The sequence below is a fragment of the Acidovorax sp. CF316 genome, assembly GCF_000276605.1.
In the GTDB taxonomy this organism is placed as follows: domain Bacteria; phylum Pseudomonadota; class Gammaproteobacteria; order Burkholderiales; family Burkholderiaceae_C; genus Acidovorax.
The window spans coordinates 1-25,174 of the sequence record NZ_AKJX01000120.1; the positions used below are offsets into that span (position 1 = coordinate 1).

23 protein-coding genes are annotated in these 25,174 nt (G+C 69.0%); 11 read left to right on the forward strand and 12 right to left on the reverse strand.

The window, feature by feature from the left end; genetic code table 11:
* The coding region (locus PMI14_RS14080; RefSeq protein ID WP_007855416.1) for an alkaline phosphatase D family protein at positions 1–406 on the forward strand (406 nt) is incomplete at its 5' end.
* A gap of 52 nt (positions 407–458) precedes the next feature.
* Positions 459–2,384, forward strand: a complete 1,926-nt coding sequence (locus PMI14_RS14085; RefSeq protein ID WP_007855417.1) for a PhoX family phosphatase — start codon at positions 459–461, stop codon at positions 2,382–2,384.
* A gap of 29 nt (positions 2,385–2,413) precedes the next feature.
* Here the strand turns inward: PMI14_RS14085 and PMI14_RS14090 are convergent, their stop codons facing one another.
* Genes PMI14_RS14090 through PMI14_RS14105 form a run of 4 tightly spaced genes read right to left on the reverse strand, consistent with a single transcriptional unit; the run spans position 2,414 to position 6,417 of the window.
* Positions 2,414–2,803: a GNAT family N-acetyltransferase gene (locus PMI14_RS14090; protein WP_007855418.1), complete on the reverse strand. Its 390-nt coding sequence runs from the start codon at positions 2,801–2,803 to the stop codon at positions 2,414–2,416.
* A gap of 53 nt (positions 2,804–2,856) precedes the next feature.
* Positions 2,857–4,200, reverse strand: a complete 1,344-nt coding sequence (locus PMI14_RS14095) for a 3-deoxy-D-manno-octulosonic acid transferase (RefSeq protein WP_007855419.1) — start codon at positions 4,198–4,200, stop codon at positions 2,857–2,859.
* 10 nt (positions 4,201–4,210) lie between these two features.
* Complete coding sequence (locus PMI14_RS14100; protein ID WP_108016426.1) at positions 4,211–4,990, reverse strand: carbon-nitrogen hydrolase family protein; 780 nt, start codon at positions 4,988–4,990, stop codon at positions 4,211–4,213.
* Between the two features lie 38 nt (positions 4,991–5,028).
* Entirely contained in the window at positions 5,029–6,417 is a 1,389-nt protein-coding gene (locus PMI14_RS14105) for a phosphomannomutase/phosphoglucomutase (RefSeq protein WP_007855421.1), read from the reverse strand.
* A gap of 149 nt (positions 6,418–6,566) precedes the next feature.
* Here PMI14_RS14105 and PMI14_RS14110 point away from each other — a divergent pair, with 149 nt between their 5' ends.
* The 4 genes from PMI14_RS14110 (at position 6,567) to PMI14_RS14125 (ending at position 13,411) form a co-directional block, all read left to right on the forward strand.
* On the forward strand, positions 6,567–8,150 hold the full coding sequence (locus PMI14_RS14110; RefSeq protein ID WP_007855423.1) for a DNA-3-methyladenine glycosylase 2 family protein: 1,584 nt from the start codon (positions 6,567–6,569) through the stop codon (positions 8,148–8,150).
* A gap of 49 nt (positions 8,151–8,199) precedes the next feature.
* Positions 8,200–8,736: a methylated-DNA--[protein]-cysteine S-methyltransferase gene (locus tag PMI14_RS14115; RefSeq protein ID WP_007855425.1), complete on the forward strand. Its 537-nt coding sequence runs from the start codon at positions 8,200–8,202 to the stop codon at positions 8,734–8,736.
* Between the two features lie 234 nt (positions 8,737–8,970).
* The gene (locus PMI14_RS14120) at positions 8,971–12,810 is read left to right on the forward strand and encodes an EAL domain-containing protein (RefSeq protein ID WP_007855426.1); all 3,840 of its coding nucleotides are present in this window, start codon (positions 8,971–8,973) and stop codon (positions 12,808–12,810) included.
* A 100-nt stretch (positions 12,811–12,910) separates the two neighbouring features.
* Positions 12,911–13,411: a YcxB family protein gene (locus tag PMI14_RS14125; RefSeq protein ID WP_007855427.1), complete on the forward strand. Its 501-nt coding sequence runs from the start codon at positions 12,911–12,913 to the stop codon at positions 13,409–13,411.
* A gap of 3 nt (positions 13,412–13,414) precedes the next feature.
* Here the strand turns inward: PMI14_RS14125 and PMI14_RS14130 are convergent, their stop codons facing one another.
* Both PMI14_RS14130 and PMI14_RS14135 read right to left on the reverse strand, forming a co-directional pair.
* Entirely contained in the window at positions 13,415–15,352 is a 1,938-nt protein-coding gene (locus tag PMI14_RS14130) for a propionate--CoA ligase (RefSeq protein ID WP_304412192.1), read from the reverse strand.
* Between the two features lie 83 nt (positions 15,353–15,435).
* On the reverse strand, positions 15,436–15,867 hold the full coding sequence (locus PMI14_RS14135; protein WP_007855429.1) for a nuclear transport factor 2 family protein: 432 nt from the start codon (positions 15,865–15,867) through the stop codon (positions 15,436–15,438).
* A gap of 115 nt (positions 15,868–15,982) precedes the next feature.
* Between PMI14_RS14135 and PMI14_RS14140 the strand changes: the two genes are divergently transcribed.
* Positions 15,983–16,822: a helix-turn-helix domain-containing protein gene (locus tag PMI14_RS14140; RefSeq protein ID WP_007855430.1), complete on the forward strand. Its 840-nt coding sequence runs from the start codon at positions 15,983–15,985 to the stop codon at positions 16,820–16,822.
* Here the strand turns inward: PMI14_RS14140 and PMI14_RS14145 are convergent.
* Together PMI14_RS14145 and PMI14_RS14150 are read right to left on the reverse strand one after the other, a co-directional pair.
* On the reverse strand, positions 16,815–17,420 hold the full coding sequence (locus PMI14_RS14145) for an isochorismatase family protein (RefSeq protein WP_007855431.1): 606 nt from the start codon (positions 17,418–17,420) through the stop codon (positions 16,815–16,817). The two genes, PMI14_RS14140 and PMI14_RS14145, sit on opposite strands and share 8 nt — an antisense overlap.
* 65 nt (positions 17,421–17,485) lie before the next feature.
* The gene (locus PMI14_RS14150; RefSeq protein ID WP_007855432.1) at positions 17,486–18,574 is read right to left on the reverse strand and encodes a PQQ-dependent sugar dehydrogenase; all 1,089 of its coding nucleotides are present in this window, start codon (positions 18,572–18,574) and stop codon (positions 17,486–17,488) included.
* Between the two features lie 213 nt (positions 18,575–18,787).
* Here PMI14_RS14150 and PMI14_RS14155 point away from each other — a divergent pair, with 213 nt between their 5' ends.
* On the forward strand, positions 18,788–19,372 hold the full coding sequence (locus PMI14_RS14155; RefSeq protein ID WP_035203814.1) for a C40 family peptidase: 585 nt from the start codon (positions 18,788–18,790) through the stop codon (positions 19,370–19,372).
* A gap of 64 nt (positions 19,373–19,436) precedes the next feature.
* Here the strand turns inward: PMI14_RS14155 and PMI14_RS14160 are convergent, their stop codons facing one another.
* Positions 19,437–19,823, reverse strand: a complete 387-nt coding sequence (locus PMI14_RS14160; protein WP_007855434.1) for a hypothetical protein — start codon at positions 19,821–19,823, stop codon at positions 19,437–19,439.
* A 242-nt stretch (positions 19,824–20,065) separates the two neighbouring features.
* Between PMI14_RS14160 and PMI14_RS14165 the strand changes: the two genes are divergently transcribed.
* Both PMI14_RS14165 and PMI14_RS14170 read left to right on the forward strand, forming a co-directional pair.
* Positions 20,066–20,317 carry a GlsB/YeaQ/YmgE family stress response membrane protein gene (locus PMI14_RS14165; protein ID WP_007855435.1) on the forward strand — a complete coding sequence of 84 codons (252 nt, stop codon included), beginning with the start codon at positions 20,066–20,068 and terminating at the stop codon, positions 20,315–20,317.
* 68 nt (positions 20,318–20,385) lie between these two features.
* Positions 20,386–20,883: a hypothetical protein gene (locus PMI14_RS14170; RefSeq protein WP_007855436.1), complete on the forward strand. Its 498-nt coding sequence runs from the start codon at positions 20,386–20,388 to the stop codon at positions 20,881–20,883.
* A gap of 22 nt (positions 20,884–20,905) precedes the next feature.
* Here the strand turns inward: PMI14_RS14170 and PMI14_RS14175 are convergent, their stop codons facing one another.
* The 3 genes from PMI14_RS14175 to PMI14_RS14185 are packed head-to-tail and all read right to left on the reverse strand — an operon-like array spanning position 20,906 to position 24,177.
* Positions 20,906–22,588, reverse strand: coding sequence for a tannase/feruloyl esterase family alpha/beta hydrolase (locus tag PMI14_RS14175; protein WP_007855437.1), 1,683 nt, complete (start codon positions 22,586–22,588; stop codon positions 20,906–20,908).
* A gap of 50 nt (positions 22,589–22,638) precedes the next feature.
* A complete protein-coding gene (locus PMI14_RS14180) occupies positions 22,639–23,649 on the reverse strand; it encodes a tripartite tricarboxylate transporter substrate binding protein (RefSeq protein ID WP_007855438.1) in 1,011 nt (336 codons plus the stop codon).
* A gap of 51 nt (positions 23,650–23,700) precedes the next feature.
* Positions 23,701–24,177, reverse strand: a complete 477-nt coding sequence (locus PMI14_RS14185) for a DUF3237 domain-containing protein (protein WP_007855440.1) — start codon at positions 24,175–24,177, stop codon at positions 23,701–23,703.
* A 124-nt stretch (positions 24,178–24,301) separates the two neighbouring features.
* On the opposite strand from PMI14_RS14185, the gene PMI14_RS14190 reads away from it, so the two are divergent.
* Positions 24,302–25,171 carry a helix-turn-helix transcriptional regulator gene (locus PMI14_RS14190; protein WP_007855442.1) on the forward strand — a complete coding sequence of 290 codons (870 nt, stop codon included), beginning with the start codon at positions 24,302–24,304 and terminating at the stop codon, positions 25,169–25,171.
* Positions 25,172–25,174 lie beyond the last annotated feature (3 nt).

Here is a 25,174-nt window from a genome sequence, read left to right on the forward strand (position 1 = left end):
TGGCCCGCCCCGGGGCCGCGAACTGGAGGTCGCCCGCCTGGTGCGCCAGCTGGCGCGCGAGCGCATCCACAACGTGGTCTTCACCGCGGCCGACGTGCACTACGCCGCCGCCCACTACTACGACCCGACGCGCGCGCAGTTCCGCGATTTCGAGCCGTTCTGGGAGTTCGTCGCCGGCCCCATCCACGCCGGCACGTCCGCACCGCTGCCCATGGACAACACCTTCGGTCCGCAGGTCGTCTTCAGCAAAGGCGCGCCGCCCGGCCAGACGCTGTCGCCCCTGGCAGGCCTGCAGTTCTTCGGCCAGCTCGACGTCGACAGCCGGAGCCGGACGCTCACCGTGCAGCTCAAGGATGCCTCAGGCCAGGCCATCTACCGCCACACGCTGCAAGCCCGGCGCGCATGAATTTCTCCTTCCCCAAAAAGCAATCCCGCCCCACCCCACTGAGAGACTCTCCATGGCAAAAGACTTCGATTCGATGGAAGACAGCAACCGCTCGGCCAACCCGAGCATCCACGAGGTGTCGGCGCTGCGCCGCCGCACCCTGCTCGGCGGCGGCTTGGCATCGGCCGTCGGAGGCTTGCTGGCGCCGCTGGCTGCCGTGTCGCTGCCCGGTTGCGCCAGTGGTACCGGCATCCCCAGCGGCCCGCTGCTGGGTTTCAAGAGCGTGCCCATCGGCACGGCCGACCGCATCGTCGTGCCCGAGGGCTATGTGGCCCAGGTCATCGCGCCCTGGGGCGACCCTGTGGGCCTGTCGGGCGAGAACCCGGCCTTCAAGGAAGACGGCTCCAACACCGCCGCCGAGCAGGAAGCGCAGCTCGGCATGCACCACGACGGCATCCACTTCTATGCGCAGGAGGGCAGCCGCCAGGGTCTGCTGGTGATGAACCACGAGTACACCGACGACGGCCTGCTGCATGCCGACGGCATGAAGACCTGGACCGCCGAGAAGGTGCGCAAGTCCCAGGCCGCGCACGGCGTCTCGGTCATCGAGGTGGAACAGAAGGCCGATGGCCAGTGGGACATCGTGCGCCCCTCGCCCTGGGCCCGCCGCATCACGGCGCGCACGCCCATGGCGTTTGGCGGCCCGGCCGCCGGCCACCCCATGCTGCGCACGGCCGCCGACCCCGAGGGCATGCGCCCGCTGGGCACCATGAACAACTGCGCCAGCGGCATCACGCCCTGGGGCACCTACCTGACCTGCGAAGAGAACTTCATCAACTACTTCAAGGGCCCCGACGCCCCCAACCCCCACGACACCCGCTGGGGCCTGCGCAAGGGCGAGCCCGCTGGCTACCGCTGGGCCGAACACGATGCACGTTTCGACGCCACCAAGAACCCCAACGAACCCAACCGCTTCGGCTGGATCGTGGAGATCGACCCGTTCAACGCCAGCTCCGCCCCCGTCAAACGCACGGCCCTGGGCCGCGCCGCGCACGAAGGCGCCACGGTGGCCGTGACCAAGGACGGCCGCGCCGTGGTCTATTCGGGCGAAGACTCGCGCTTCGAGTACATCTACAAGTTCGTGAGCCGTGACAAGATCCGCAAGGGCGGCGCGCGCGAGAACGCCGAGCTGCTCGACCATGGCACGCTGTACGTCGCCAGGTTCAATGCCGATGGCAGCGGCCAGTGGCTGGCCCTCAGCCATGGCCAGGGCCCGCTGACGGCCGCCAACGGCTTTGCCGATGCCGGTGAGGTGCTGATCAAGACGCGCCAGGCCAGCGACCTGCTGGGCGCCACCAAGATGGACCGCCCCGAGTGGATCGCCATCGGCAAGGACGGCTCCATCTACTGCACGCTGACCAACAACAGCAACCGCGGCACGACCGGCCAGCCTGGCGTGGATGCCGCCAACCCGCGTGCCAACAACAGCATGGGCAACATCATCCGCTGGAAGGAAGCCGGGGATTTCGATGGCGCGCGCTTCCAGTGGGACCACTTCATCCTGGCCGGCGACCCGGCCAATGAGCGTGCCGATGCCAAGGGCAGTGTCAAGGGCGACATGCTCGCCTGCCCCGATGGCCTGTGGGTCGATGGCCGCGGCGTGCTCTGGGTGCAGACCGACATGTCCACCTCGGCCATGGGCAAGGGCGATCTGGCGCGCATGGGCAACAACGCCATGCTGGCGGCCGATCCGCGCACGGGCGAGATCCGCCGCTTCCTGGTCGGCCCTTCGGGTTGCGAAATCACCGGTGCAACCATGACGCCCGATGGCAAGACCCTGTTCATCAACATCCAGCACCCCGGCGAAAGCCCGAGCGAGCGCAGCGACCCCGCCGAGCCGCGCAAGTTCTCCAACTGGCCCGAGCACCGCCCCGCCGGACGCCCGCGCTCGGCCACGGTGGTGATCCGCAAGGCCGATGGCGGCGTGGTGGGGACGTAAGACGATCAGGGCCCTTGCACAACACAGGGTCAGCCAGATTGCTGGACGTTCAAGCCGACGTAGCGCTTGAGAAAACGCCGTTCATCGGGCGCGTAGCCCTGGGCCGCATAGAACGCATGGGCCGCAGGCCGGTGGTCGCCGCTGGTCACTTCGGCGCGCACACAGCCCTGCCCGGTAAAGAAGCGGTCGGCAGCGGCCACCAGCGCCTCCCCGACCCCGCGGCCCCGCTGCCCGGCATCGACCACCAGCGAGGTGATGCGGCCGATCCGGCCTTCGGCACGGAAAAGCTCAAGCACATGCAGGCTGATGACACTGGCCACACGGCCATCGACCTCGGCCAACAGCACGTTGTCGCCGGCTTGCGCGGCCAGGATCGCGAGCTTGCGGACGACCAGCGCCTCGCTGGCCTCGTAGCCCAATTGCCCCCATCAGGCCGGCGATGGCCGCCACCGCCGAGCGGATGGACGGCGGCTCAGGCATCGGCGTCTTCTTCGAGCCGCCCCACCGTGCGCCGGCGCACCAGCTGCAGCAACTCCCGCACCGTGGCCCGGGCTGCGCCCCGGTGCTGGCGTGCGAAGCGGGCCGCCCGCTCGCTGGCGGCCGCCTGCTGCGCGGGGTCGCGCACCAGTTGCATCGCCTGCGCGACGCCGGCGGTGAGGTCGGGCACGCGCTGCGCCGCTCCAGCGGCACAAGCGAGCTCGGCCGCCTCGGCAAAATTGAAGGTGTGCGGGCCCAGCACCACGGGGCAGCCGCAGGCAGCCGCCTCGATGAGGTTCTGCCCCCCCAGCGGCGCGAAGCTGCCGCCCAGCAGCGCCACGCCGGCCATGCCGTAGTACAGGGCCATCTCGCCGAGCGAGTCGCCCAGCCACACGTCGGCCGGCTCGGGCAGCAGGCTCCAGGTGCTGCGACGCGACACCGTGAGGCCGGCCGCCTGGAGCTGCTGCTGCACCTCGTCGAAGCGCTGCGGATGCCGTGGCACGACCAGCCATTGCACGGGTTGCGCGGCATCCGCGCGCGAGGTGCTCCAGGCGCGAATCGCCTCGAGCCACAGCGCCTCTTCGCCTTCGCGGCTGCTGGCCAGCATGGCCACGGGGCGCATGGCCTGCACGCGCCAGGCACGCCCCAGCTCCAGCTGTGCCACATCGGGCACCACGTCGAACTTGAGGTTGCCGAACACCCCGTGCACCTGGGCGCCGATGGCGTGCAGGCGTTCGGCATCGTCCTCGGTCTGGGCATACACGGCGGTCAGCGCCGCATAGGCCGGGCGCGCCAGCGGCGACACCCGCCGGGCCTTGCGCAGCGAGTGCTCGTTGAACCGGGCATTGGCCAGTACCAATGGCACGCCGCGCTTGCGGCAGGCGGCCACCAGGTTGGGCCAGACCTCGGTCTCCATCAGGATGCCGATGGCCGGGCGAAACTGGCGCAGAAAGCGCAGCACGGCACCCTGCGTGTCCCAGGGCAGCCAGACCTGTACATCGCCCGCCTGCAGCAGCTTCTCCCCCTCGGCCCGGCCGGTGGCCGTGCCATGCGTGAGCAGCAGGCGCATGCCGGGCAGCTGCGCGCGCAATTCGGCCAGCAGGATGGAGGCGGCGCGCGTTTCACCGAGCGAGACCGCGTGGATCCAGACGAACTGGCCCAGCGGATCGGTGCTGCTGTGCAGCACCAGGCTGTCGATGGGCTGCGGGTAGCGGCCAAAGCGCTCGCCCACCGCCACCGCATAACCGGGTTCGGCCGCGGCACGGCGGCGCAGCTTGCGGCGCAGCAGCGGCTGGGCCGCCCAGGTCACCATGGAATACAAGGCGCGCGCGGTGGTCATGCGGTACGCCTCATTGCGCGGGGGCCTCGACCACGCGGCCTTGCCATGCCCCGTCCTCGCGGGACGCAATGACCAGGCAGGCACCCACGCCAGGCGCTGCCACCACCTGTGCGCCGCCGGGCGCCCAGAAGGCGCTGCGGCCTGCGCAAGCGTAGCCCCCCGTGGGAGCGCCATGGTTGGCCATCAACACGGACATGCCCAGATCGGCGGCATAGCCCTTCAACTGGACCGAATCCTTGGCGTACCCGCCTTCGGAGATCACCGAGCCGCAGGCATACAGGAAGGCGCCCGCATCCAGGGCGGCCCGGGCATGCTCGGGATGCGTGGTGTCGGCACACACGGCCAGCGCCGTGGGCTGGCCCGCCAGCAGGCGCACGTGGACATCTTCAACACCGGCGCTGGCGAACTGCTCTTCACCAGGGTGCAGGTAGCGCTTGCGGTACAGGGCGGCTGCGCCATCGGCACCGAACACCCAGGCACCGATGGCCGGCTTGTCGCCCGCCGCGAGTGGGGCCACGGGCACCCCGACCACCAGCGCCATGCCGGTGCTGCGAGCGGCCTCACGCAGGGGCGCCAGCACGGCATCGTCGGCGCCGAGTACCAGGCCTGCGGCCAGCGTGGGTTCATAGCCGGTGAGCGACAGCTCGGGGAACACCAGCAGCTGCACGCCATGGCGCGCGGCTGCGAGCACCATGGACAGGTGCGACTGCACGTTGGCCTGCACATCGCCAGGCACGGATATCGATTGCGCTGCGGCGATGCACAGCACGGGAGACAAGGGGGTAGTCAAGGAGAATGCGTTCGCAAAGATGGAAGTCAGGCCTGGGCTCAGTGGGCGGCGGCGCCCAGTCGGGCGTCGGGCTTGACCTTGTGCAGCATCGCCAGCATGGCCGCCTCGATGCGCGCCAGGGCCTCCTCGGTGTGACCCTCGAAGCGCAGCACCAGCACCGGCGTGGTGTTGCTCGCGCGGATCAGGCCAAAGCCGTCCGGCCAGTCCACGCGCAGCCCGTCGATGGTGTTCACCTGGGCAGGCGCGCTGAAGCTGCCGGCCGCGAGGGCCTGCAGCTCGGCCGTGAGGCGGTGCGGCTCGCCCTCGGAGCACGAGACGTTGAGTTCGGGCGTCGAGAAACTCGTGGGCAGTGCATTGAGCACGGCGCTCGGGTCCGCATGGCGGCTCAGGATCTCGAGCAGGCGGCAGCCGGCGTAGGTGCCGTCGTCGAAACCGTACCAGCGCTCCTTGAAGAAGATGTGGCCGCTCATCTCGCCGCCCAGGGGCGAGTCGAGCTCCTTCATGCGCGCCTTGATCAGCGAGTGCCCGGTCTTGAACATCACCGGCACGCCACCCGCGGCGGCAATGGCTGGCGCCAGGCGCTGGGTGCACTTGACGTCGAAGAGGATGTTGCCGCCGGGCACGCGCGTGAGCACGTCCTGGGCGAACAGCATCATCTGCCGGTCGGGGAAGATGTTGGTGCCATCGCGCGTGACGATGCCCAGGCGGTCGCCGTCGCCATCGAAGGCCAGGCCCAGTTCGGCGTCGCTGCCCTGCAGCGCGGCGATCAGGTCGCGCAGGTTCTCGGGCTTGCTCGGGTCGGGGTGGTGGTTGGGGAAGTTGCCGTCCACCTCGGAAAACAGCTCGATCACCTCGCAGCCCAGGGCACGGAAGATGTCCGGGGCCGTGGCACCGGCAATGCCGTTGCCGCAGTCGACGACGATCTTCAGCGGGCGGGCAAGCTTCACGTCGCCGGTGATGCGCTCGCGGTAGGCGGGCAGCACGTCCACATGGCGCACGCTGCCGCCGGCCGAAAGCTGCCAGTTCTCCTGCTCCATGGTGTGGCGCAGGGACTGGATTTCTTCACCGTAGATGGCGCGGCCAGCCAGCACCATCTTGAAGCCGTTGTAGTCGCGCGGGTTGTGGCTGCCGGTGACCTGGATGCCGCTTTGGCACAGCGTGCTGGCCGCGAAGTACAGCAGCGGCGTGGTGACCATGCCCACGTCGATCACTTCCATGCCTGCCTCCACCAGCCCCTGGATCAGCGCGGCCGACATGGCCGGGCCGGAGAGGCGGCCATCGCGGCCCACGGCCACGGTGGTCTGGCCTTCGGCGCGGGCGGCTGTGCCGAAGGCACGGCCCAGGCCCAGGGCGACTTCTTCGTTCAGGGTGGTCGGCACGATGCCGCGGATGTCATAGGCTTTGAAAATGGCGGGCGTGGGTTGCACGTGGGGGCCTTTGCGGTGAGCGTTGGAACAGTGCGCTGGATTGTAGGGGGCGCCCCCTGCAGCTCCAGCGAAGCATCGTATACAGATTGCCCGAGGCACATGTCCGAAAACGGCCAGACCGGATGTAGGCGCGGCCTATCATTCCCCCCATGTCCCCCCCCCTGCTCTCTACTGGCCAGCCTTGCACCGCCACCGGCCCGGTGGCGGATGACGAGGGCCGTTACCTGGCCCTGCAAGCCCGCGATGCCCGCTTCGACGGCCGTTTCTTCACGGGAGTGACCTCCACCGGCATCTACTGCCGCCCGGTCTGCTCAGTGCGCACACCGCGGCGCGAGAACTGCCGATTCTTCGCCATGGCGGCCCAGGCCGAGAGCGCGGGATTTCGCCCCTGCCTGCGCTGCCGGCCCGAGCTGGCCCCCCAATCCCTGGCCTGGTCGGTGCAGGACGCCTCGGGCATCCTGGTGCAGCAGGCCGTGCGCCTGCTCGATGCCCCCGAAGGCTGGGCCCGGGACAGCCAGGGGGCGACCGTCGCCCGGCTGGCCGAGCGCCTGGGCGTGAGCGACCGGCACCTGCGCCGCATCTTCGAGGCGGCCCTGGGCGTATCGCCGCTTCAGTACCTGCAGACGCGGCGCCTGCTCACGGCCAAGCAGCTGCTGACCGACACGCCCCTGCCCATCACCCAGGTGGCCCTGTCCAGCGGCTTTGGCAGCGTGCGCCGCTTCAATGCGGCGTTTGCAGAACACTACGGGCTCCAACCGGGCCAGTTGCGCAAGAACGGCAGCGCCCACAGCGCCACCAGCACGGGCACGCTGCGCCTGGCCTACCGGCCGCCACTCGACGTGGCGGCGCTGCTCGCCTTCTTCGAGCGACGCCGGTTTCTCGGGGTGGAATGGGTGCAACAGACGGGCGACGGCGCCCCTGCCCTGCGGCGCACGGTGCGCCTGTCCCCGGCCTTGACCGGGGGCGCCGAGGTCACGGGCTGGCTCAGTGCCCGGTTCGACACCGCCCGGCACCAGGTGCTGCTGCAGACCAGCGACAGCCTGTACCCGGTGCTGCCGGTGGTGATTGCCCGGGTGCGCGCCATGCTGGACCTGGACGCCGACCCCGGCGCCATCAATGCCGTGCTGCATGCGCGCTTTCCCGAGGGCGACGGCCTGCGCGTCCCCGGTGCCTTCGATGGCTTCGAGCTGGCCGTGCGCGCCGTGCTGGGCCAGCAGATCACGGTGGCCGCGGCCCGCACCCTGGGCCAGCGCCTGGTGGAACGCCTGGGCGAGCCCATCGAAACACCGTGGCCCGAGCTCACCCGGCTGTTCCCGCCACCCTCGGTGCTGGCGCGTGCCGAAGGCGAGGTGCTGGGCCAGATGGGCATCGTGCGCCAGCGCCAGGCGGCCATCGTGGCACTGGCGCAGGCGGTGGACAGCGGCGCCCTGCCGCTGCATGCGGGTGCCGACGTGGCCGGCACCACAGCCGCCCTGTGCGCCCTGCCCGGCATCGGCGACTGGACGGCCCAGTACATCGCCATGCGCGTGCTGCGCTGGCCCGACGCCTTCCCGGCGGGCGACGTGGCGTTGCACAAGGCCCTGGGCGTGCAGGGCCAGAAGAACCCGGCCCGCGCCGCCACCGAGGCCTCGGCCGCCTGGCGCCCGTGGCGCAGCTATGCCGTGCTGCGGGCCTGGGCCGAACTGCCCTTGCCCGGGGCGGCGGCCCGGGCCCCCAGTGCCCCCAGTGCCTGACACGGCGGCGGCCCCCTGCCTATTTATATAGAGAGAGAGCACCCCTTCCATGCAATTCCATCCCGCCACGGTGCAATCGCGCGCCACCTCCCCGCTCGGCGCCGTGCGCCTGGCGGCATCGCCCCAAGGCCTGGTCGGCCTGTGGTTCGACGGCCAGCGGCACCAGCCCACGCCCCTGCTCGATGGCCCCGGCGCCTGGCCCGAGGTGGCCGACCATTCCCTGATGCAGGAGGCCGCGGGCCAGTTGCAGCAGTTCCTGCGCAGCGAGCGCCGCGCGTTCGACCTGCCGCTGGACCTGTCGGGCGGCACCACGTTCCAGCAGGAAGTCTGGCGCGAGCTGCTGGCCATCGGCTGCGGCGCCACCGCCACCTATGGTGACCTGAGCCGCGGGCTGGGCCGGCCGCGCGCGGTGCGCGCCGTGGGGGCCGCCGTGGGGCGCAACCCGATCAGCGTGGTCGTGCCCTGCCACCGGGTGCTGGGTGCCGATGGCAGCCTGACCGGCTATGCCGGTGGCCTGGACCGCAAGGGCGCCTTGCTGGCCATAGAGGGCGAACGGCCCCGAACCCTGGATCTGCTGGCGGTCTGAGGGGCTGGCAGGCCCGCGGCCACCAAGGGTCCATCATCGCGACGGGCCCCCTGTTGTCAATCGGGCTTGTCAGGACCCGCACCCCGGCACGGGAGCCCATGGATCGGCCCTAAACTCTGCGCATGGGCCTTGCGTCGGTTTTTCATCTGCTTACAAGCGTTACAGCGCCGGTCTGGCCACGCGCTGCATGCGCAGCCCAGGATTTGCACGCACAGGGGGCCGGTCGCGGGCACCATGGCGCATAACACCTTGCTGGCAGGCAGCCTGCTGTTGCTGCTGACCGTCCTGGGCCTGGCGCTGTTGCCACCCCGGGAGGTGCTGGCTCCTTCACGGCGCACCGAGTGGCTGGCCGGCCTGGCGGGGGGCCTGGTGTCGGCAGCCATGCTGGCCGTGCTCAACTTCCAGGCCAGCGGCACCGCCCTGGTGGCCTACCCCACGGCCACCGCCTTCGTGGCCATGTGCTTCGGCGTACGCGCCACCGCCCTCTGCGCCGGCCTGGCCTTTCTCGCCGCCACCTGGATCCAGGGCTCGCCCTCACTCGCCGGGGCGCTGGTCCTGGCGGGCGCCTGGGCCTGCGGGGCGCTGTGGCGGCAGGTGGCACTCCACCGGCACAAGCGCAGCTGGCCGGAGATGCTGGGCCTGGCGCTGAGTCTGCCGGTGGTGAGCGGCCTGGTTCTCACCGCAGTCAGTGCCCAGGCAGAGAGCCCGGATCTGGTGAGCTGGTGGGAAAACCTTCCCTGGCAGCATGGAACCGGCATCCTGGTACTGGGGGGCTGCCGCCTGCTGCTGATCAGCAAGGCCCAGTCGATGGACGCGATGGAGTCGGCCCACCGGGCACTGGGCCAGCGTGAGCAACAGCTGCGCATGGCGCTGGACTCCCTGAACGGCGGGCGCTGGGAATGGGACGTGGACACGCGCCAGTTCCGCTGTGAAGGCGGGTTCTATGCGCAGTTCGGCCTGGGCGACGACGCGCTCAAGGCCCCTGGCCTGTGGCAGCGCTGGTACGACCTGCGCCACCCCGTCGACCGGGACCGCAATGCCGCCAGGCTCGCCCGCGCCATGGATGGGCTCGAAGACACCTACGAGGCCGAGTTCCGCGTGCTCGATACCACCGGGCGCTGGCGCTGGCTCATGTCGCGCGGCATGGTGTCCTTGCGCGATGCCAGCGGCAAGCCGCTGCGCCTGATCGGCATGGACGTGGACATCTCCGCCCACCGCGAGGCCCAGCAGGCGCTGCGCGACTCCGAGGCCAAGTACACCTCGTTCTACCAGACGCTGCCCGATCCGGCGGGCATCAGCCGTATCTCGGACGGCCGCTACGTCGACGTGAACCCGGCTTTCTGCGAGATGTTCGGCCTGGCACATGACCAGGTGGCGGGCCGTACCTCGACCGACCTCAGGATCTGGGCCAGCGACGAGGAGCGCCAGCGCCTGCTGGACACCTACCAGCGCCACGGCAAGGTGGACCGCCTGCCCCTGGTGGCGCAGCGGCGCGGCGTGCGCATCCCGGGGCTGATGTCGGCACGCTCCGTGCTTGTGGATGGTGAAAACTGTTTCGTCTTCGTTTTCCACGACATGACCGAAGCCCAACGCACCAGCGACGAACTGCGCGCCCTCAACAGCCTGCTGCAGCAGGCTGGCCGGCTGGCGCGCCTGGGCGCCTGGGAGGACGTGCGCGGCAAGGGCCTGGTCTACTGGTCGGACGTGTGCTTTGACATCCACGGCATGCCGCCCGGCTCGCCCCTGCCCACCGACTACATCGACCGCATGGTGGCGCCCGCCTACCGCGAGACGCTGCGCAACCACTTTCGCGCCAGCATCCTTGATCGCGCCGAGTGGAGCCTGGAGCTGGAGGTGGTCCACGCCGATGGGCACCTGCTGTGGGTGCGCGCCCGGGGCGAGCCCGTCATCGAGAATGGCCGCGTGACGCGCGTGCGCGGGGTCATGCAGGACATCGACGAGGCCAAGCGGGCCACCGAGCGCCTGCGCCAGTCCGAAGAGCGCTTTTCGCGCATCTTCCAGCTCATGCCGTTTCCCATGGGCCTGTCGCGCCGCAGCGACGGGCAGTACCTGGACGTGAACCCGGCCTGGGAAACCTTGCTGGGCATACCGCGCGCCGAGGCCGTGGGCCGCACGGCGGTGCAACTGGGCATCTTCACCCAGGAGGAGCGCCAGCGGCTGATACAGGCTTTTGAACGGACCGACCCGCAGGCCAGCCACGAGGTGACGCTCAACGGCCGCCCCGGCACCCGGCTGACGGTGCTGCAGTCCATGCGCGCCATCGATTTCGACGGCGAGCCCTGCTGGCTGTTCTCGGTGCACGACATCACCGACCGCAAGCGCCAGGAAGAGCAGGTGCGCGAGCGCGAGGAACTGCTGTCGCTGACCATCTCTGCCGCTTCCCTGGGCCTGTGGGACTGGGACATGGAGCACGGCACCATCACCGGCGACAGCCGCTGGGCCTCCATGCAGGGCCGCACGCCAGGGCCCATCGCCCAGACCTCGGTGCGCTGGACCAGCGCAGTGGCGGCGGACGACATCGACCGCATCACGGCCGAAGTGGCGCGCCACGCGGCACGGCCCGCCACGCCGTTCGACGCCACCTGGAAGGTGCCCGCCCCCCACGAAGGCACGCGCTGGGTGCGCAACCTGGGCAAGATCGTGAGCTTCGGCGCGGGCGGCGAGCCCCTGCGCATGCTGGGCGTGGCGCTCGATGTGACGCCCCAGCGCGAGCAGGAGGTGCTGCTGCAGAAGCTGGCGCACTTCGATGCCCTCACCGGCCTGCCCAACCGCGTGCTGCTGGCACGCAGGCTGCAGGAGTGCCTGGACCAGGCGCGCGAGCGCGGCACCCAGCTCGGTGTGGGCTACCTCGACCTCGACGGCTTCAAGCCCGTGAACGACCGCCTGGGCCATGGCGCGGGCGACCGCCTGCTGGTGATGGTGGCAGGCCGGCTCTCGCGCGCCCTGCGTCCCGGCGACAGCGTGGCCCGCCTAGGGGGGGACGAGTTCGTGATGCTGCTGCCCGATCTGGCCGACACCGCCGAATGCGAACGCATGCTCTCCCGGGTGATGGAGAACATCTCCGCCCCCTACGCGCTGGACACCGAGCGCGTGGTCGTCACGGCCAGCATCGGCTACACCGTGTTCCCGCTGGACGAGGCCGATGCCGACACCCTGCTGCGCCATGCCGACCAGGCCATGTACGCCGCCAAGCAGGCCGGGCGCAACCGCTTCCACCAGTTCGATGCCGCGCAGGAGCGGGCCCTGGTGGCGCAGCGCGAACAGGGCAAGCACCTGCAGGAGGCCATCGCCGGCGCTCAGTTCATCCTGCACCTGCAGCCCAAGGTGGACATGCGCAGCGGCGCCGTGGTGGGCGCCGAAGTCCTGGCCCGCTGGCAGCACCCCGAGCGCGGCCTGCTGCCGCCCGGGGCCTTCCTGCCGCTGCTGGAGGGCACCGAGCTCGAGATAGGTTTCGGCCAATGGGTGGTCGGCGCGGCCCTGGACCTTCTCCGCCGTCTGAACGGCCAGGGCCTGGTCCTGCCGCTGAGCATCAACATCTCGGCCCTGCACCTTCAGCACCCCGGCTTTGCCGACTGGATGGCCCAGATGCTGGCCGGGCGCCCCGACATCGATGCGCGCCAGGTCGAGATCGAGATCACCGAGAGCGCCGCGCTCTACGACATCAGCGCCGTGGCCGCCACGCTGACGCGCCTGCGCGAACTGGGCGTGAGCGTTGCGCTGGACGACTTCGGCACCGGCTATTCATCGCTGACCTACCTGCGCCGCCTGCCCATGGACACGCTCAAGATCGACCAGAGCTTCGTGCACGGCATGATGGGCGACCCCGGCGACCTGGCCATCGTGCAGGGCGTGATCGGCCTGGCCCGCTCCTTCGGCTACCGTGTGATCGCCGAGGGGGTGGAAACCATCGAGCAAGGCCAGATGCTGCAGCAACTGGGCTGCGCCCAGGCCCAGGGCTATTGCATCGCCCGGCCCATGGCGCTGGAGGCGTTCGTGGAATGGGCCGGCCAGTGGCAGGCGCCCCCGGGTTGGCAGCGCCAGCGGCCGCACTGAGCTGTCGCCACCGCACGCTGCACGGCGCCGCGCAACGCCCCAGGCAGCCAGGCCATCGGTGGCACACTGCGGCCCTTTGTTCTTCCATGCCTTGAGCGCCATGCCCCTGGAAACCACCCTGCACTACCACCCCGACCTGGTCCGCCATGCCGTGTTTTGCTTCTGGCGCCGCTCGACGGGCCGGCGCACACTGCTGGTCAGCGCGGCGCTGGCCATCTGGTTCGGGGTGCTGCTGGCGCGTGGCGACCGGTCCTGGCAGATCGGCGTCACCGGCGCGGCCGTGGCCATCAGCCTGCTGGTGTGCGCCAGCGTCTATGCCGTGCACCACCGCAATGCCATGGGCAAGCTGCGCGACATGGGCAACACGCCCCAGGCCACGCTGCGGGCAGACCAGGACAGCTTCACGCTCGCCTCGCCAGCGGGCCTGGCCACCCTGCCCTGGAGCAGTGTGAAGCAGGTCTGGCAATTCGAGCGCGTCTGGCTGCTGCTGTTCTCGCCCGCCCAGTTCAGCACCCTGCCCGTGGCCGACCTGCCGCCCGAGATGCAGCACCTGATCGAGGCCAGCGTGCGCGCTGCCGGTGGCAAGGTCCACCGGCTCTGAACGCTACCCCACCAACTCCCGCACCTGCTGCAGCGCGGCCGGGTCTTCCATGGTCGTCAGATCACCCGGGTCGCGGCGCTCGGCCACGGCCTGCAGGGCGCGGCGCAGCAGCTTGCCGCTGCGCGTCTTGGGCAGCACGGTGACGAAGTGCACGCGCGACGGCCGGGCCACGGCGCCGAGCTGCTGGTCCACGCGCTGCATGACCTCGCCCTCGAGCTTCAGGCGCGCAGCCGGGTCGTCGAGCCCGCTGGCGTCGCGCGCCACCGCGAAGGCCATGGCCACCTGGCCCTTGAGCGCATCGGCCACGCCCACCACCGCCACTTCGGCGATATTCGGGTGCGAGGCAATGCTCTCCTCGATCTCGCGCGTGCCCAGGCGGTGGCCTGCCACGTTGATCACGTCGTCGGTGCGGCCCAGGATGAAGTGGTAGCCATCGGCATCGCGGATGCCCCAGTCGAAGGTGCTGTAGATCAGCTTGCCGGGGATGCTCTTCCAGTAGGTGTTGACGAAGCGTTCGTCGTCGCGCCACACGGTCTGCATGCAGCCGGGCGGCAGCGGCCCCTCGATGGCGACCACGCCCTTCTGGTGGGCACCGGTCAGCTCTTCGCCGGTCGATTCGTCGATCAGCTTCACGGCATAGCCGTACATGGCCTTGCCCGGGCTGCCGAAGCGTGTGGTCTGCGGCTCGATGCCATTGGCCAGCGTGAGGATGGGCCAGCCGGTCTCGGTCTGCCAGTAGTTGTCGATGATGGGCACCTGCAGCGCATCGCTGATCCATTGCGCAGTGGGCTCGTCCAGCGGCTCGCCGGCCAGCCAAAGGGCCTTGAGGCTCGACACGTCGTACTTGCGCAACCAGCTCGCGTCCTGCTTCTTGAGCACGCGCACGGCCGTGGGCGCCGAGAACATGTGCGTGACCTGGTACTTCTCGACGATGCTCCACCACACGCCGGCATCGGGCCGGATCGGCAGGCCTTCGTACATGATGGTCGTCATGCCCGCGATCAGCGGGCCATAGACGATGTAGCTGTGCCCCACCACCCAGCCGATATCGCTGGTGGCAAAGTAGGTGTCACCGGGCTTCGCGTCGAAGATGTGCTGCATGCTGGCCGCCAGCGCCACCGCATAGCCACCCGTGTCGCGCTGCACGCCTTTGGGCTTGCCGGTGGTGCCGCTGGTGTACAGGGTGTAGCTCGGGTGGGTGGACTCCACCCATTCGCAGGGCACCACGGCAGCGAGGTGCTGCGCGCGCAGGGCCGCCCAATCGTGGTCACGGCCCGGGTGCAGCTGCATGGGCGCCAGGCCCCGGTTGACCATGAGCACGGCTGCTGGCTTGTGGCGCGACTGGACGATGGCCTCGTCGAGAAGCGGCTTGTAGGGCACGACCTTGCCACCGCGCGAACCGGCGTCGGCGCTGACCACGGCCACGGGCTCGGCGTCCTCGATGCGCGAGGCCAGCGAGCCCGAGGCAAAACCGCCGAACACCACCGAGTGCAGCGCACCGATGCGTGCGCAGGCCAGCATGGCAAACGCCGCCTCTGCCACCATCGGCATGTAGATCAGCACGCGGTCGCCCTTCTTCACCCCCAGGGAGAGCAGCACGGCGGCCATGCGCTGCACCTCGGCATGCAGCTCGGCAAAGCTGTAGCTGCGCTCGCTGTCGGTCTCGGTGGAAATGGCCACCAGCGCGGGCTGATCGGCGCGCTCGGCCAGGTGCCGGTCCACCGCGTTGTGGCACAGATTGGTGGTGCCGCCCACATACCAGCGCGCAAACGGCGGGTTGCTGTAGTCGCAGATCTGCTGCGGGGGCGTCTGCCAGTCGATGAGTTTCGCCTGCCCGGCCCAGAAGGCATCAGGCTGCTCGATGGAATGGCGGTAGAAATCTGCGTAGCGCGTCATGGTGTGTCTCCAGCATCTCGTGTGCACTCCTCGGCCGGGGTGCATTTCTGAATTCATAATTATTCATGACGGGCTTGCTGGAAGCTGACTGGCGCCCTCGCCGTCGTCAGCCCCTGGGCGCCAGCAGTTCAGGCGGGCTGCAATGCAGCCACCTGATGCGCCAGATAGCTGACCACGGCCAGGGGACGCATGAACACCTCGATGGCAGTCACACGGCCGTCGGCATCGAGCGTCAGCAGATCCACCCCGCGTGCCGTGTGGGGTCCCATCTGCCCTTCAAAAGGCAACGCCACCTGGAGGCCGCCATCGCGCCACAGCGGCTCTCCGAAGCTGAACGCGCTGTAAAGGCCGATGGCCATGCACAGGATACCCGCCACCTGCGCGCCGCCCTCCAGGCCCTCGTGGCTGAGGGGCGAGTGCAATACGGCGTCAGGATGCAGAAGGCCTGCAGCCGCGCTGAAATCCCGCTGGCGGGCCATCTGGCGCCAGGTCTGTACCGTTGCCAAGGTGGAAGGCGCAATGGATTGGACAGCGGAAACGTGGGAAGAAGGGGTCTGCATGGATGCTCCTGGTCAATGGTGAGGAGCCGATCTTCTGCATCCCAGGTCATTGCATCAATCACCTCCCAGGTCATAACCACGACGACTCGTGTGCCCGGTGTGCGACCATTGCCCCATGCATTCACCCCGCACCGACGCCAGGTCCGCCCCTCCGAAAGCTGCCCCCGTAGGCCTGTTGCTCAAGGCGCTGCGCGAGCGCCAGCGCCTGAGCCAGATGGCGCTGGCGCTGCACACGGGGGTGTCTCAGCGCCATTTGAGCTGCCTGGAGACCGGCAAGGCCCAACCCAGTCGCGCCATGCTGCTCGCGCTGCTGGATGCGCTGCGCACCCCGCTGGCCGAACGCAACCGCGCCCTGCTGGCCGCCGGCTTCGCACCGCACTACCCCTGCCGCGACTGGCAGGACGAGCATTTGGCTCCCGTGCGGGACACCCTGCGGGAGTTTCTGCGCGCACACGAACCGGCTCCGGCCATGCTGCTCGATGCCCAATGGAATGTGCTGGAGACCAATGCCGCAACGCCCGCTCTGATGCGGCTGATAGGGTTCACGCCTGCGGTGCGCCCAGGTGCCGCAACAATGAACATGCTCGAGCTGCTGCTCGGGCCCGACGGCTTGCTGCCATGGATCGTCAATGCTGCCGACATGGCATCGGCAGTGCTGCAGCGCGCCCAGGCGGAGGCAGCCCTCAACCCCGCGCTGGCAGAGCGCCTGCAGACCATGCCGATGGCCCGCATGACCCTTCCAATACCCACAGGGCAGGTCCATGAACCTCCCGTGCTGCTGATGCAGTTGCGCTCCAGCGCGGGAGTGCTGCGCTTCATGTCGGCCTTCACCACCCTGGCCTCGCCGCTCGACGTGACGCTGGAGTCGCTGCGCATGGACCACCTGCTACCGGCCGACGCGGACACCCGGCGCGCGCTGGAAAACGCGCTGGCAGCTACCGCGCCACCTACTTGATCAGCGCCAGCACGTCCTTGAAGTCCGGGTGCTCACAGCTGCCCAGCCATTCGAAGGCCACCATCTCCGTCGTGACCAGTTCGGCCCCCGCACCGGCCAAGCGGTCGAACGCCGCATCGCGGTTGCGGTCGGTGCGCGAGCCGCAGGCGTCGGTCACGACCCAGACCTCGAACTCGTCGTCGATCAGGTCCAGTGCGGTCTGCATCAGGCAGACATGGGCCTCGCAGCCCGCTATCACGATGGTGCCGCGCTCGGGCGCCTGCTGGGCGGGCTTTTGCAGGTGCTTGGGCAGGCTGCGGGCATTGCCGCCCTGCTGGGGCTTGGCAGGGGGGCGCAGCCATTCGCCCAGGCCTTCCTCGGCGGCACTGAAGTGCATCTTGGCCAGGGTCTTCTGGCACAGGGCGCGCAGGGCCGGGTCATTGGGGCCCAGACGCGAGGGGTTCTGCTCGGTACCCCAGACGGGCACCTCCAGCAGCTGCGCGATCTGCGCCAGCCGGCGTGCATTGGCCAGCACGGCAGCGCCTTCGGCAATGGCGGGCATCAGGCGTTCCTGGTAGTCCACCAGGACGAGTTGGGATTCGGAGGCGTCGAGCAGCATGGCGTATACGGGGAAATTCAATGGGATGCGGCATTGTCGCAGCCCCCGGTCCCCACCTGTCCTTTTCAGGACGCCGGGGTGAGCCGCAGCAGCCGCCCTTGCGGGCTGTCGGTCACCAGATAGAGAAAGCCGTCAGGGCCCTGGCGCACATCGCGAATGCGCTCCTTTTTGCCTTCGAGCAGCTTCTCCTCGCGTTGCAGCTTGCCATTGGCCACTTCGAACCGGTGCAGCGTGCCGAACTTGAGCGAGCCCACGAACAGGCTGCCGCGCCAGGCGGCGCCATAGCGGTCGCTGGTCAGGAAGGCCATGCCCGAGGGCGCGATGGAGGGCACCCAGTAGTGCAGCGGCTGCTCCATGCCGGCCTTGGTCGTGCCCTCGCCCACCTTGCCGCCGCCGTAGTTTTCGCCATATGTGATCACCGGCCAGCCATAGTTGCGGCCCGGCTGGGGCAGGTTGATCTCGTCGCCCCCCTGGGGGCCGTGCTCGTGCATCCACAGCTTGCCATCGGGCGCCAGGGTGGCCCCCTGGGCATTGCGGTGGCCGTAGCTCCAGATTTCGGGCAAGGCGCCGGCCCGCTCGCGAAACGGGTTGTCTGCCGGTGCCGCGCCATCGGCCGTGATGCGCACGATCTTGCCGTGGTGGTTGTCGAGCTTTTGCGCGTCATCCTTGCGGTGGTAGCGCTCGCCCAGCGCCAGGAACAGGTTGCCGTCCCCCGCCTGGACGATGCGGCAACCGAAGTGCAGGTTGCTGGCCACCTTGGGCTTCTGGCTGAAGATGACCTTCACATCCTGCAGCGAGCGGTTGTCGGGCGCCAGGGTGGCCCGTGCCAGGGCGGTACTGTTGTCCGAGGTGCCGGCCGCGCCGGGTTCCGAGTAGCAAAAGAAGATGCGCCGGTTGCGTGCGAAATCGGCGTCGGTCACCACGTCGAGCAGCCCGCCCTGCCCTCCGGCGGCAATGCTCGGCAGGCCGGCCAGGGCAGGCCCCAGTTGGCCATTGGCCTCCACCACCCGCATGCGGCCGGGCCGTTCGGTGACCAGGAAACGGCCTTCGGGCAGGAAGGCCACGGCCCAGGGATTCACCAGGCCGGTGGCCACTGACGCCAAGGTGACAGCCTTGGCAGCGGGGGCGGTCCCCTGGGCATGGGCGCTTCCCATGCCTGCAGACGCTATGTAAAAAAGAGCAAGAAACCCCACGGCGCGCAAAGAAATGCGGCATTTCGATGTCAGATACATGTCAGCCTTGTTGGACCTGGGTTCCATGCAACCCATGGGTATAAGGGAGTGGCGCAGGCAAGTCCAGCCCCCAGATGAAGGCATACGTGACTTCCCTCACAAAACGGGCAATTTAGCGTGGTACCCTTCGCCCCCATGTCCAAATGGTTTTGCACCCTCCTCCTGGCTTGCGCTGTCAGCGCACAGGCTGCACCATCCGCCGGTCAAGCGGATGACATGGAAAAAATCCTGATGGACAAGGGTCTCTTGTCCCAGCTCAAGGACATGCAGCACACGGTGGCCGACAAGGCCCATACGGTGGCGGACAAGGCGTCCGACCTGGTGGGCAATGCCATGGGGTTCCTCGGCGTGCGCTACAAGCGTGGCGGCAACAGCGCCGAGACCGGCTTTGATTGCAGCGGCTTCGTCCGCGCCATCTATGAGCAGACGGTCGGCCTGCTGCTTCCCCGCCGCGCAGACCAGCAAGCCGCCACCACCACGGTGATCGACAAGAAGGAACTGCAGCCGGGTGACCTGGTGTTTTTCAACACCATGCGCCGGGCGTTCAGCCATGTAGGCATCTATGTGGGTGACGGCAAATTCATTCACTCTCCTCGCAGTGGATCGGAAGTCCGGGTGGAAGACATGCGCCAGTCCTACTGGCAGCGCCGCTTCGATGGCGCCCGCCGCGTCACGCCCACCGCCACGGCGGTCGAGGCCAACGCCCCTGCCGCGAAGTAAGCTGCTTTTCCGGCAGCCCGCATGACAACAAAGCGCGCCATCGGCGCGCTTTTGCTTTGGAGGGTCATGGCTTGACCACGTAGGTGGATTCCGTGCCGCGGATGGGCCCGCCCGTCACGTTCACCGGCCGGGCATTCGGGTTGCGCAGGAATTCCTTGGCGGCCGCCATGTCGGCCTGGTAACGCGCCCGGGCCTGGGCCTCGCAGGAACGGCGCTCGGCACCGGCCTGGGCGCGGCACTCCTCCAGCGCCACCTTCATCCCCCCACCCGCCTCGCGGATGGCGGTGTTGTAGCGCTGCTGCGGCGTCATGTCCGCCACGGCGCCACGCTGCAGCGACGCCTCGTCGCCCTGCGCATGCACCGCCGATGGCGACGCCGCAAACACCCCGACCACGAGCGCGATGACCGCCACGAAGGACGTGGGGGCGATGGGAGCGACCAATTTACGCATCTCGGACCTCTTTCTGGCGGGTTCTGGGCATGTCCACCACTGTAGGCAGTCCCGATGCCAGCGGTCATCAGCGGTACGCGCGCTACCATGTGCGACAAGTCCTACACCGCCGGCCCGCCCGCCGATTGATTGTCAACAACTGCGGCCCATGCGCCCAAGGCATGCTGTCCGACAGACGGGTGCCCGCCGCGCGGCTACAGTCGGGCCATTCCTTCTTTCACCTGTACACAAAGCGACAAACCATGTTCTCACTGATAGGAACGCTGTTGATTGGATTGGTCGTGGGCTTCATCGCGCGCGCCATCAAACCCGGAAATGACTCCATGGGCTGGATCATGACGGCCCTGCTGGGCGTGGCGGGCTCGTTCCTGGCCAGCTATGTGGGTGTGGCCATGGGCTGGTACCAGCAAGGCGATGCGGCCGGATGGATCGCCTCCGTCGTGGGCGCCATCGTGCTGCTGTTCATCTACAGCCTGATCAAGGGAAAAAGCTGAGCGCCGGGCCATTGCCTTTGGCCGCCGCGGCCCCAGATCAGGCTGAGTTTCCACTTTGCAGGTGACCCATGCCCACTGCCCGACAAATGGCCGCTGACGACCCCGCCCTGGCCGCCGCCGTGCAGCGCAGCCGGAGCCTGCTGCACCGCCGAGCCCTGGTGGCCGCGGCCGCCAGCACCGTTCCCGTACCCGGGCTGGACTGGGCCGTCGACGCCGCCCTGCTCTCGCGCCTGCTGCCGCAGATCAGCTCGGAGTTCGGCCTGTCGGCCCAGCAACTGGACCAGCTCGACCCCGAAAAGCGCGAAAAGGTGCAAAAGGCCGTGGGCCTGGTCGGCTCGGTGCTGATCGGCAAGCTCATCACCCGCGAGCTGGTGATACGCGCCACCCAGACCGTCGGGCTGCGCCTGACCACCAAGCAACTGGCCAAGTACGTGCCCCTGGCTGGCCAGGCCGTGTCGGCGGCCATTGGCTACGCCACGCTGCGCTACCTGGGCGAGCAGCACATGCAGGACTGCATTCGCGTGGCGAAGGAAGCCCAGCTGCAACTGCCTGCACCCCGGAAATAGGCACAGGCAGTCGCGGCCCGCGTCATTGCGCTGAGCAGACGAAGCTGCCCGCATCCTCCACACTGCCGGTGCCCTTGTACTTGGCGAACTGGGGGTAGGCGCACAGCGGCCGCGTGCGGTTGGGGTAGTCCACCTGGGTGGGCAGCGCCTTCGCGGCAATGGTGTCGGGCGCGATACCCTTCTCTACCCAATCCACCATGGTCTGGATCGAATCGAAGCTGTCCGTGGCCGGGCCGCCCGAGCAGTGGTTCATGCCGGGCACGAGGAAGGTCCGCGCAAATCCCTGGGTGCTGGCGATGCCCCCGTTGTTGGCCGCCAGACGTTCGTAGTAGTCCACCGTGTCGTTGGCCGAAAAGATCGGGTCCGACATGCCGTGGATGAACAGCAGCTTGCCGCCACGCTGGCGAAAGGCCGTGAGCTTGTCGTCGGCATAGGTGTCATAGATCGCCGAGTAGGCGGCCATGCGCGCCGGGTCGGTGTCGAAGTTGAAGGCCAGCGGATTGAACGTGAGGTCCGGCGGCGTGAAGAACTCGTTGATGAGCGCATCCACCATCAGCGTGATGTAGCGCGCATCGGGTGTGGCGGTGGTCGAGCTGCCCAGCGTCCAGGCGCGCCATCCCGGTGCGGCCAGGCCTGGATCCCAGGGTTGGCCGGCATAGAGCGCCTGGCCGGCCGAGTTGCGCGGGCCAGCAAACACCTTGGTGAGCGCGCCTACCTGGGCGGTCGAGAGGCAGTCTGCGGCCTTTGCACCGCTGCACTGCAGCACAGCAGGGTTGAATTTGCAGGCCTTGGTGTTGCTGACCATGCCGTCGACCACCCCGTCAGCGGCATCGCACGAGGATTTCACGGCATTGGCGACCAGGCTCAGGTCGGCATTGCTGAAGGCTTGCGAGAGGATGCGGTTGCCCGAGGCATCCTGCGGCGCAATGGCATTGAAGGCGATGGTGTTCCACATCGCGGCCACCGTGGCGCCACTCGATACGCGCATGGCCGGGGCACCGGCCGTGATGGCGTCGAAGTAATCGGGAAAGCGCTGCGAGAACACCATGCCCTGGCGCCCGCCCCCCGAGCAGCCCGAAAAGTAGGAACGGTCGGGCTTGCGTCCGTAGTGCGTGGCAATCAGCGACTTGGCCGATACGGCGGTCTTGTCGTAGGAGTTGTAGGCGTGGTCGATGCGCGCCTGCGGGTCGGCGCCAAAGCTGGCCGTGGTGCCGATGTGCCCGCCATCGGTGGACACGACCGCGAAGCCCTGCCCCAGCGGCGATGGCGTGCCACCCGAGATGCTGGAACTCAGCGAGGTATCGCGCAGGATGCCGTCGTTGCCGCCCCCACCCACGAACAGGAAGCGGCCGTTCCAGTTGTCCGGCAGGCTCAGCTGGAAGCCGATGGCGTAATTCTTGCCATCCACCCCGACGCGCGGGTTGATGCTGCCCGTGACCACGCAGTGGCCGGGCAGGAAGGCCCCCGTGGCCGCGCCACCCGGGCGCTTGCTGTCCGGCGGCACATAGCTGGTGGCCAGCGTGGTGCCCGCCAGCTTGGCATTGGCCACCAGGCCGGTACAGGCCGCCGAGTAGGCGCCATTGGCCGGGGGCCACATGGGGCCGTCGTTGCTGCCGCCACAGGCGGCCAGCGCGAGGGGCAGCAGCACGGCGGCGGGCAGTGCTGCGCGGCGCACGGCGCGCGTGCGAAGGGGAGTGGATGGCATGGTGTGTCTCCTGGGGGTGTTGTTGTGGTTCTGGGTGCGGCTCTGCCCGGTCAATCGGCCTTGAAACCGGTGGCCGCCACGGCCTTGCCCCAGGTCACCGTATCGGCGGCGATGATCCTGGTGAACTCCTGCGATCCCGTGCCCGTCACGCGAAAGCCGGCCTCTTCCATCTTGGCCTTGCCCTCGGGCGACTGCACGGCCTTGACGATGTCGGCGCTCAGCTTGGCCACGACCTCGGGCGGGGTCTTGGCCGGTGCCACGATGCCGAACCAGGACGAGAACTCCAGGTTGGCGTAGCCCTGCTCCTTGATGGTCGGCACCTCGGGCAGCGCGTTGGTGCGCGTGGCGCCGGTGCTGCCCAGGGCCGCGAGCTTGCCGGCCTTGACGTTGGGGGCGGCCAGGCCCACGCTGGCGAACACGCCCTGCACGTCGCCGCTGAACAGGCCACCGAGCGCGTCCGTGGTGTTCTTGTAGTGCACGGGCTCGGGCTTCAATTGCACCGCATCACCGAACATGAAGGCGCCGAAATGCCCCGGCGTGCCCGCACCGAACGTCGCCAGGAACAGGCCCTTCTGCTGCTTGGTCCATTCGACGAAATCCTTGACGTTGCGCGCCGGCACCTTCTGCGGGTTGACCAGCAGCACGAAGTCGGAGGTGACCACCTGGCTCACCGCCACGAAATCCTTTTGCGGCGAGTACGGCAGCTTGGTGTAGCTGCTGGGCGCAATGCTCAGCTGGCCGGTCTCGCCCAGCATCAGCGTGTAGCCATCGGGCGTGGCACGTGCGGCCTCGGTGGCGGCGATCAGCCCGCCCGCGCCGGGCTTGTTGTCCACGATCACGCCCTGGTTGCCCCAGGCCTCGGAGAGTTTTTGCGCCAGCAGCCGCGCCACGATGTCCGGCCCCGTGCCGGCCGGAAAGCCCACGATGATGCGCACGGGCTTGTTCGGGTAGCTGGCGGCGGCGTTCTGGGCCAGGGCGCTGGCCCAGGGCGCGGCCAGGCCTGCGGCCACGGTGGCAGCCAGCAGCGCGCGGCGGGCGGGTTGGGATGAAGTCTTCGTCATGCTTGTTGTCTCCAGGGGTTCTTGTGAGGAAAGTCGGGGGATCAGGAAGGCTCAGGCCAGCTCGAAGAAACGCATGGCCACGGCATCGGGGTAGCGCGCGCCCGAGCCCACGAACATGCGCTCGGCGATCCAGGCCAGCGCGGGCGAGGCGGTCTCGAAGCTCGGGCTACAGCGGAAATAGATCTGCCCCGGGTCCACCGGCTCGCCGCGCACCAGGCGCGCAATCAGCTCGGGCGCGCCCGAGCGCACGGCCCGGTTCTGCACGTAGATGAAATCGCCGCCATCGGTCTCGAGCACATAGCGCGCGTCGAGCTCGGAGAGCCGGTCGTTGACGATGAGCTGGAAGTCGGCGCCGCCGGGCAGCACCCGGGCTGTCCAGCCCTCGCCCGTGGCCGTGCCGCCGGTGATGGGGATCAGCCGCCGCAGGCCGTGGGCGGTCTGGCCCACCTCCTGAGGCAGCCCCACCTGCACACGCAGGTCGGCAAAGAATTTCAGCCGGGGTTCCGGCAAGGCTTGCGGGTCGGGCATGGGCGGCATCCAGGGCAAAATTAGTTATGAACCTAGCGTAAATCCGGTTGTGCCAGCGGCCTGTCATCCCTGAGGATGACAACCCGATGACACCGATTTCCACGCACCTGCAAGGCACCCGACCATGAGGCAATGGCTCCCCTCCGAGCCGCCCGCCACGGGCAGGCATGCCGCGACCGGCCCCGCAGGCCAAGCCCTGGCCGGCATGGTGCAGCGCCTGGGCGAGGCCGGCTTCGCCGCTGGCCTGCTCGACGACCTGGCCCCCGTGCTGCCCGCGGCCTCGTGGTCGGTGTACCGCACCGGGCATCGCTGCAAGCCCACCCTGTTCATGTCCGCCAGCCGAGGCGTGCCCGACACCACGCAGGACTGCTGGTGGGCCTACCTCTCGGGCCCCTACCGCCGCGACCGCACCTGGGGCCGGCCGTTCGAGGACGCCCCCGCCGAACCACTGACCCGGCTGTGCCACGTGACGGCCACCGAAGTCGAGGGCGAGCACCGCGCCCGTGTCTACGAAGCCCACGGCGTGGCCGAGCGCGTCTCGGTGGTCGACTACGAGAGCGACGGTTCGGTGTTCGCCGTCAACTTCTACCGCCACCAGCACCAGCCGCCTTTTCGCGACGGCCAGATCAGCGGCTTCGAGAGCGTGGCACCCGTGTTGCTGGCCCTGGCGCGCAAGCACATCACGCTCGCGCGTCCGCAGTCCATGGTGCCTCTGCTGCAGGAAGAGGACGCGGAGCATGCGGTGCTCCCGGCCCTGGCCACCCTGCCCCAGGGCCTGCCGGCCCTGCGCGAGCGGCTGCTGCGCCTGCAGCACGACCTGACGGACCGCGAACTCGACGTCTGCGCCCGGGTGCTGCAGGGCATGACGCACGAGGGCATCGCCGCCGACCTGGGCCTGGGCGTGCCCACGGTCAAGACCTACCGCAACCGCGCCTTTGCCCGCATGGGCATCCACTTTCGCAACGAGCTGTTCGCGAAGGTGCTGGGCCGCTGACGC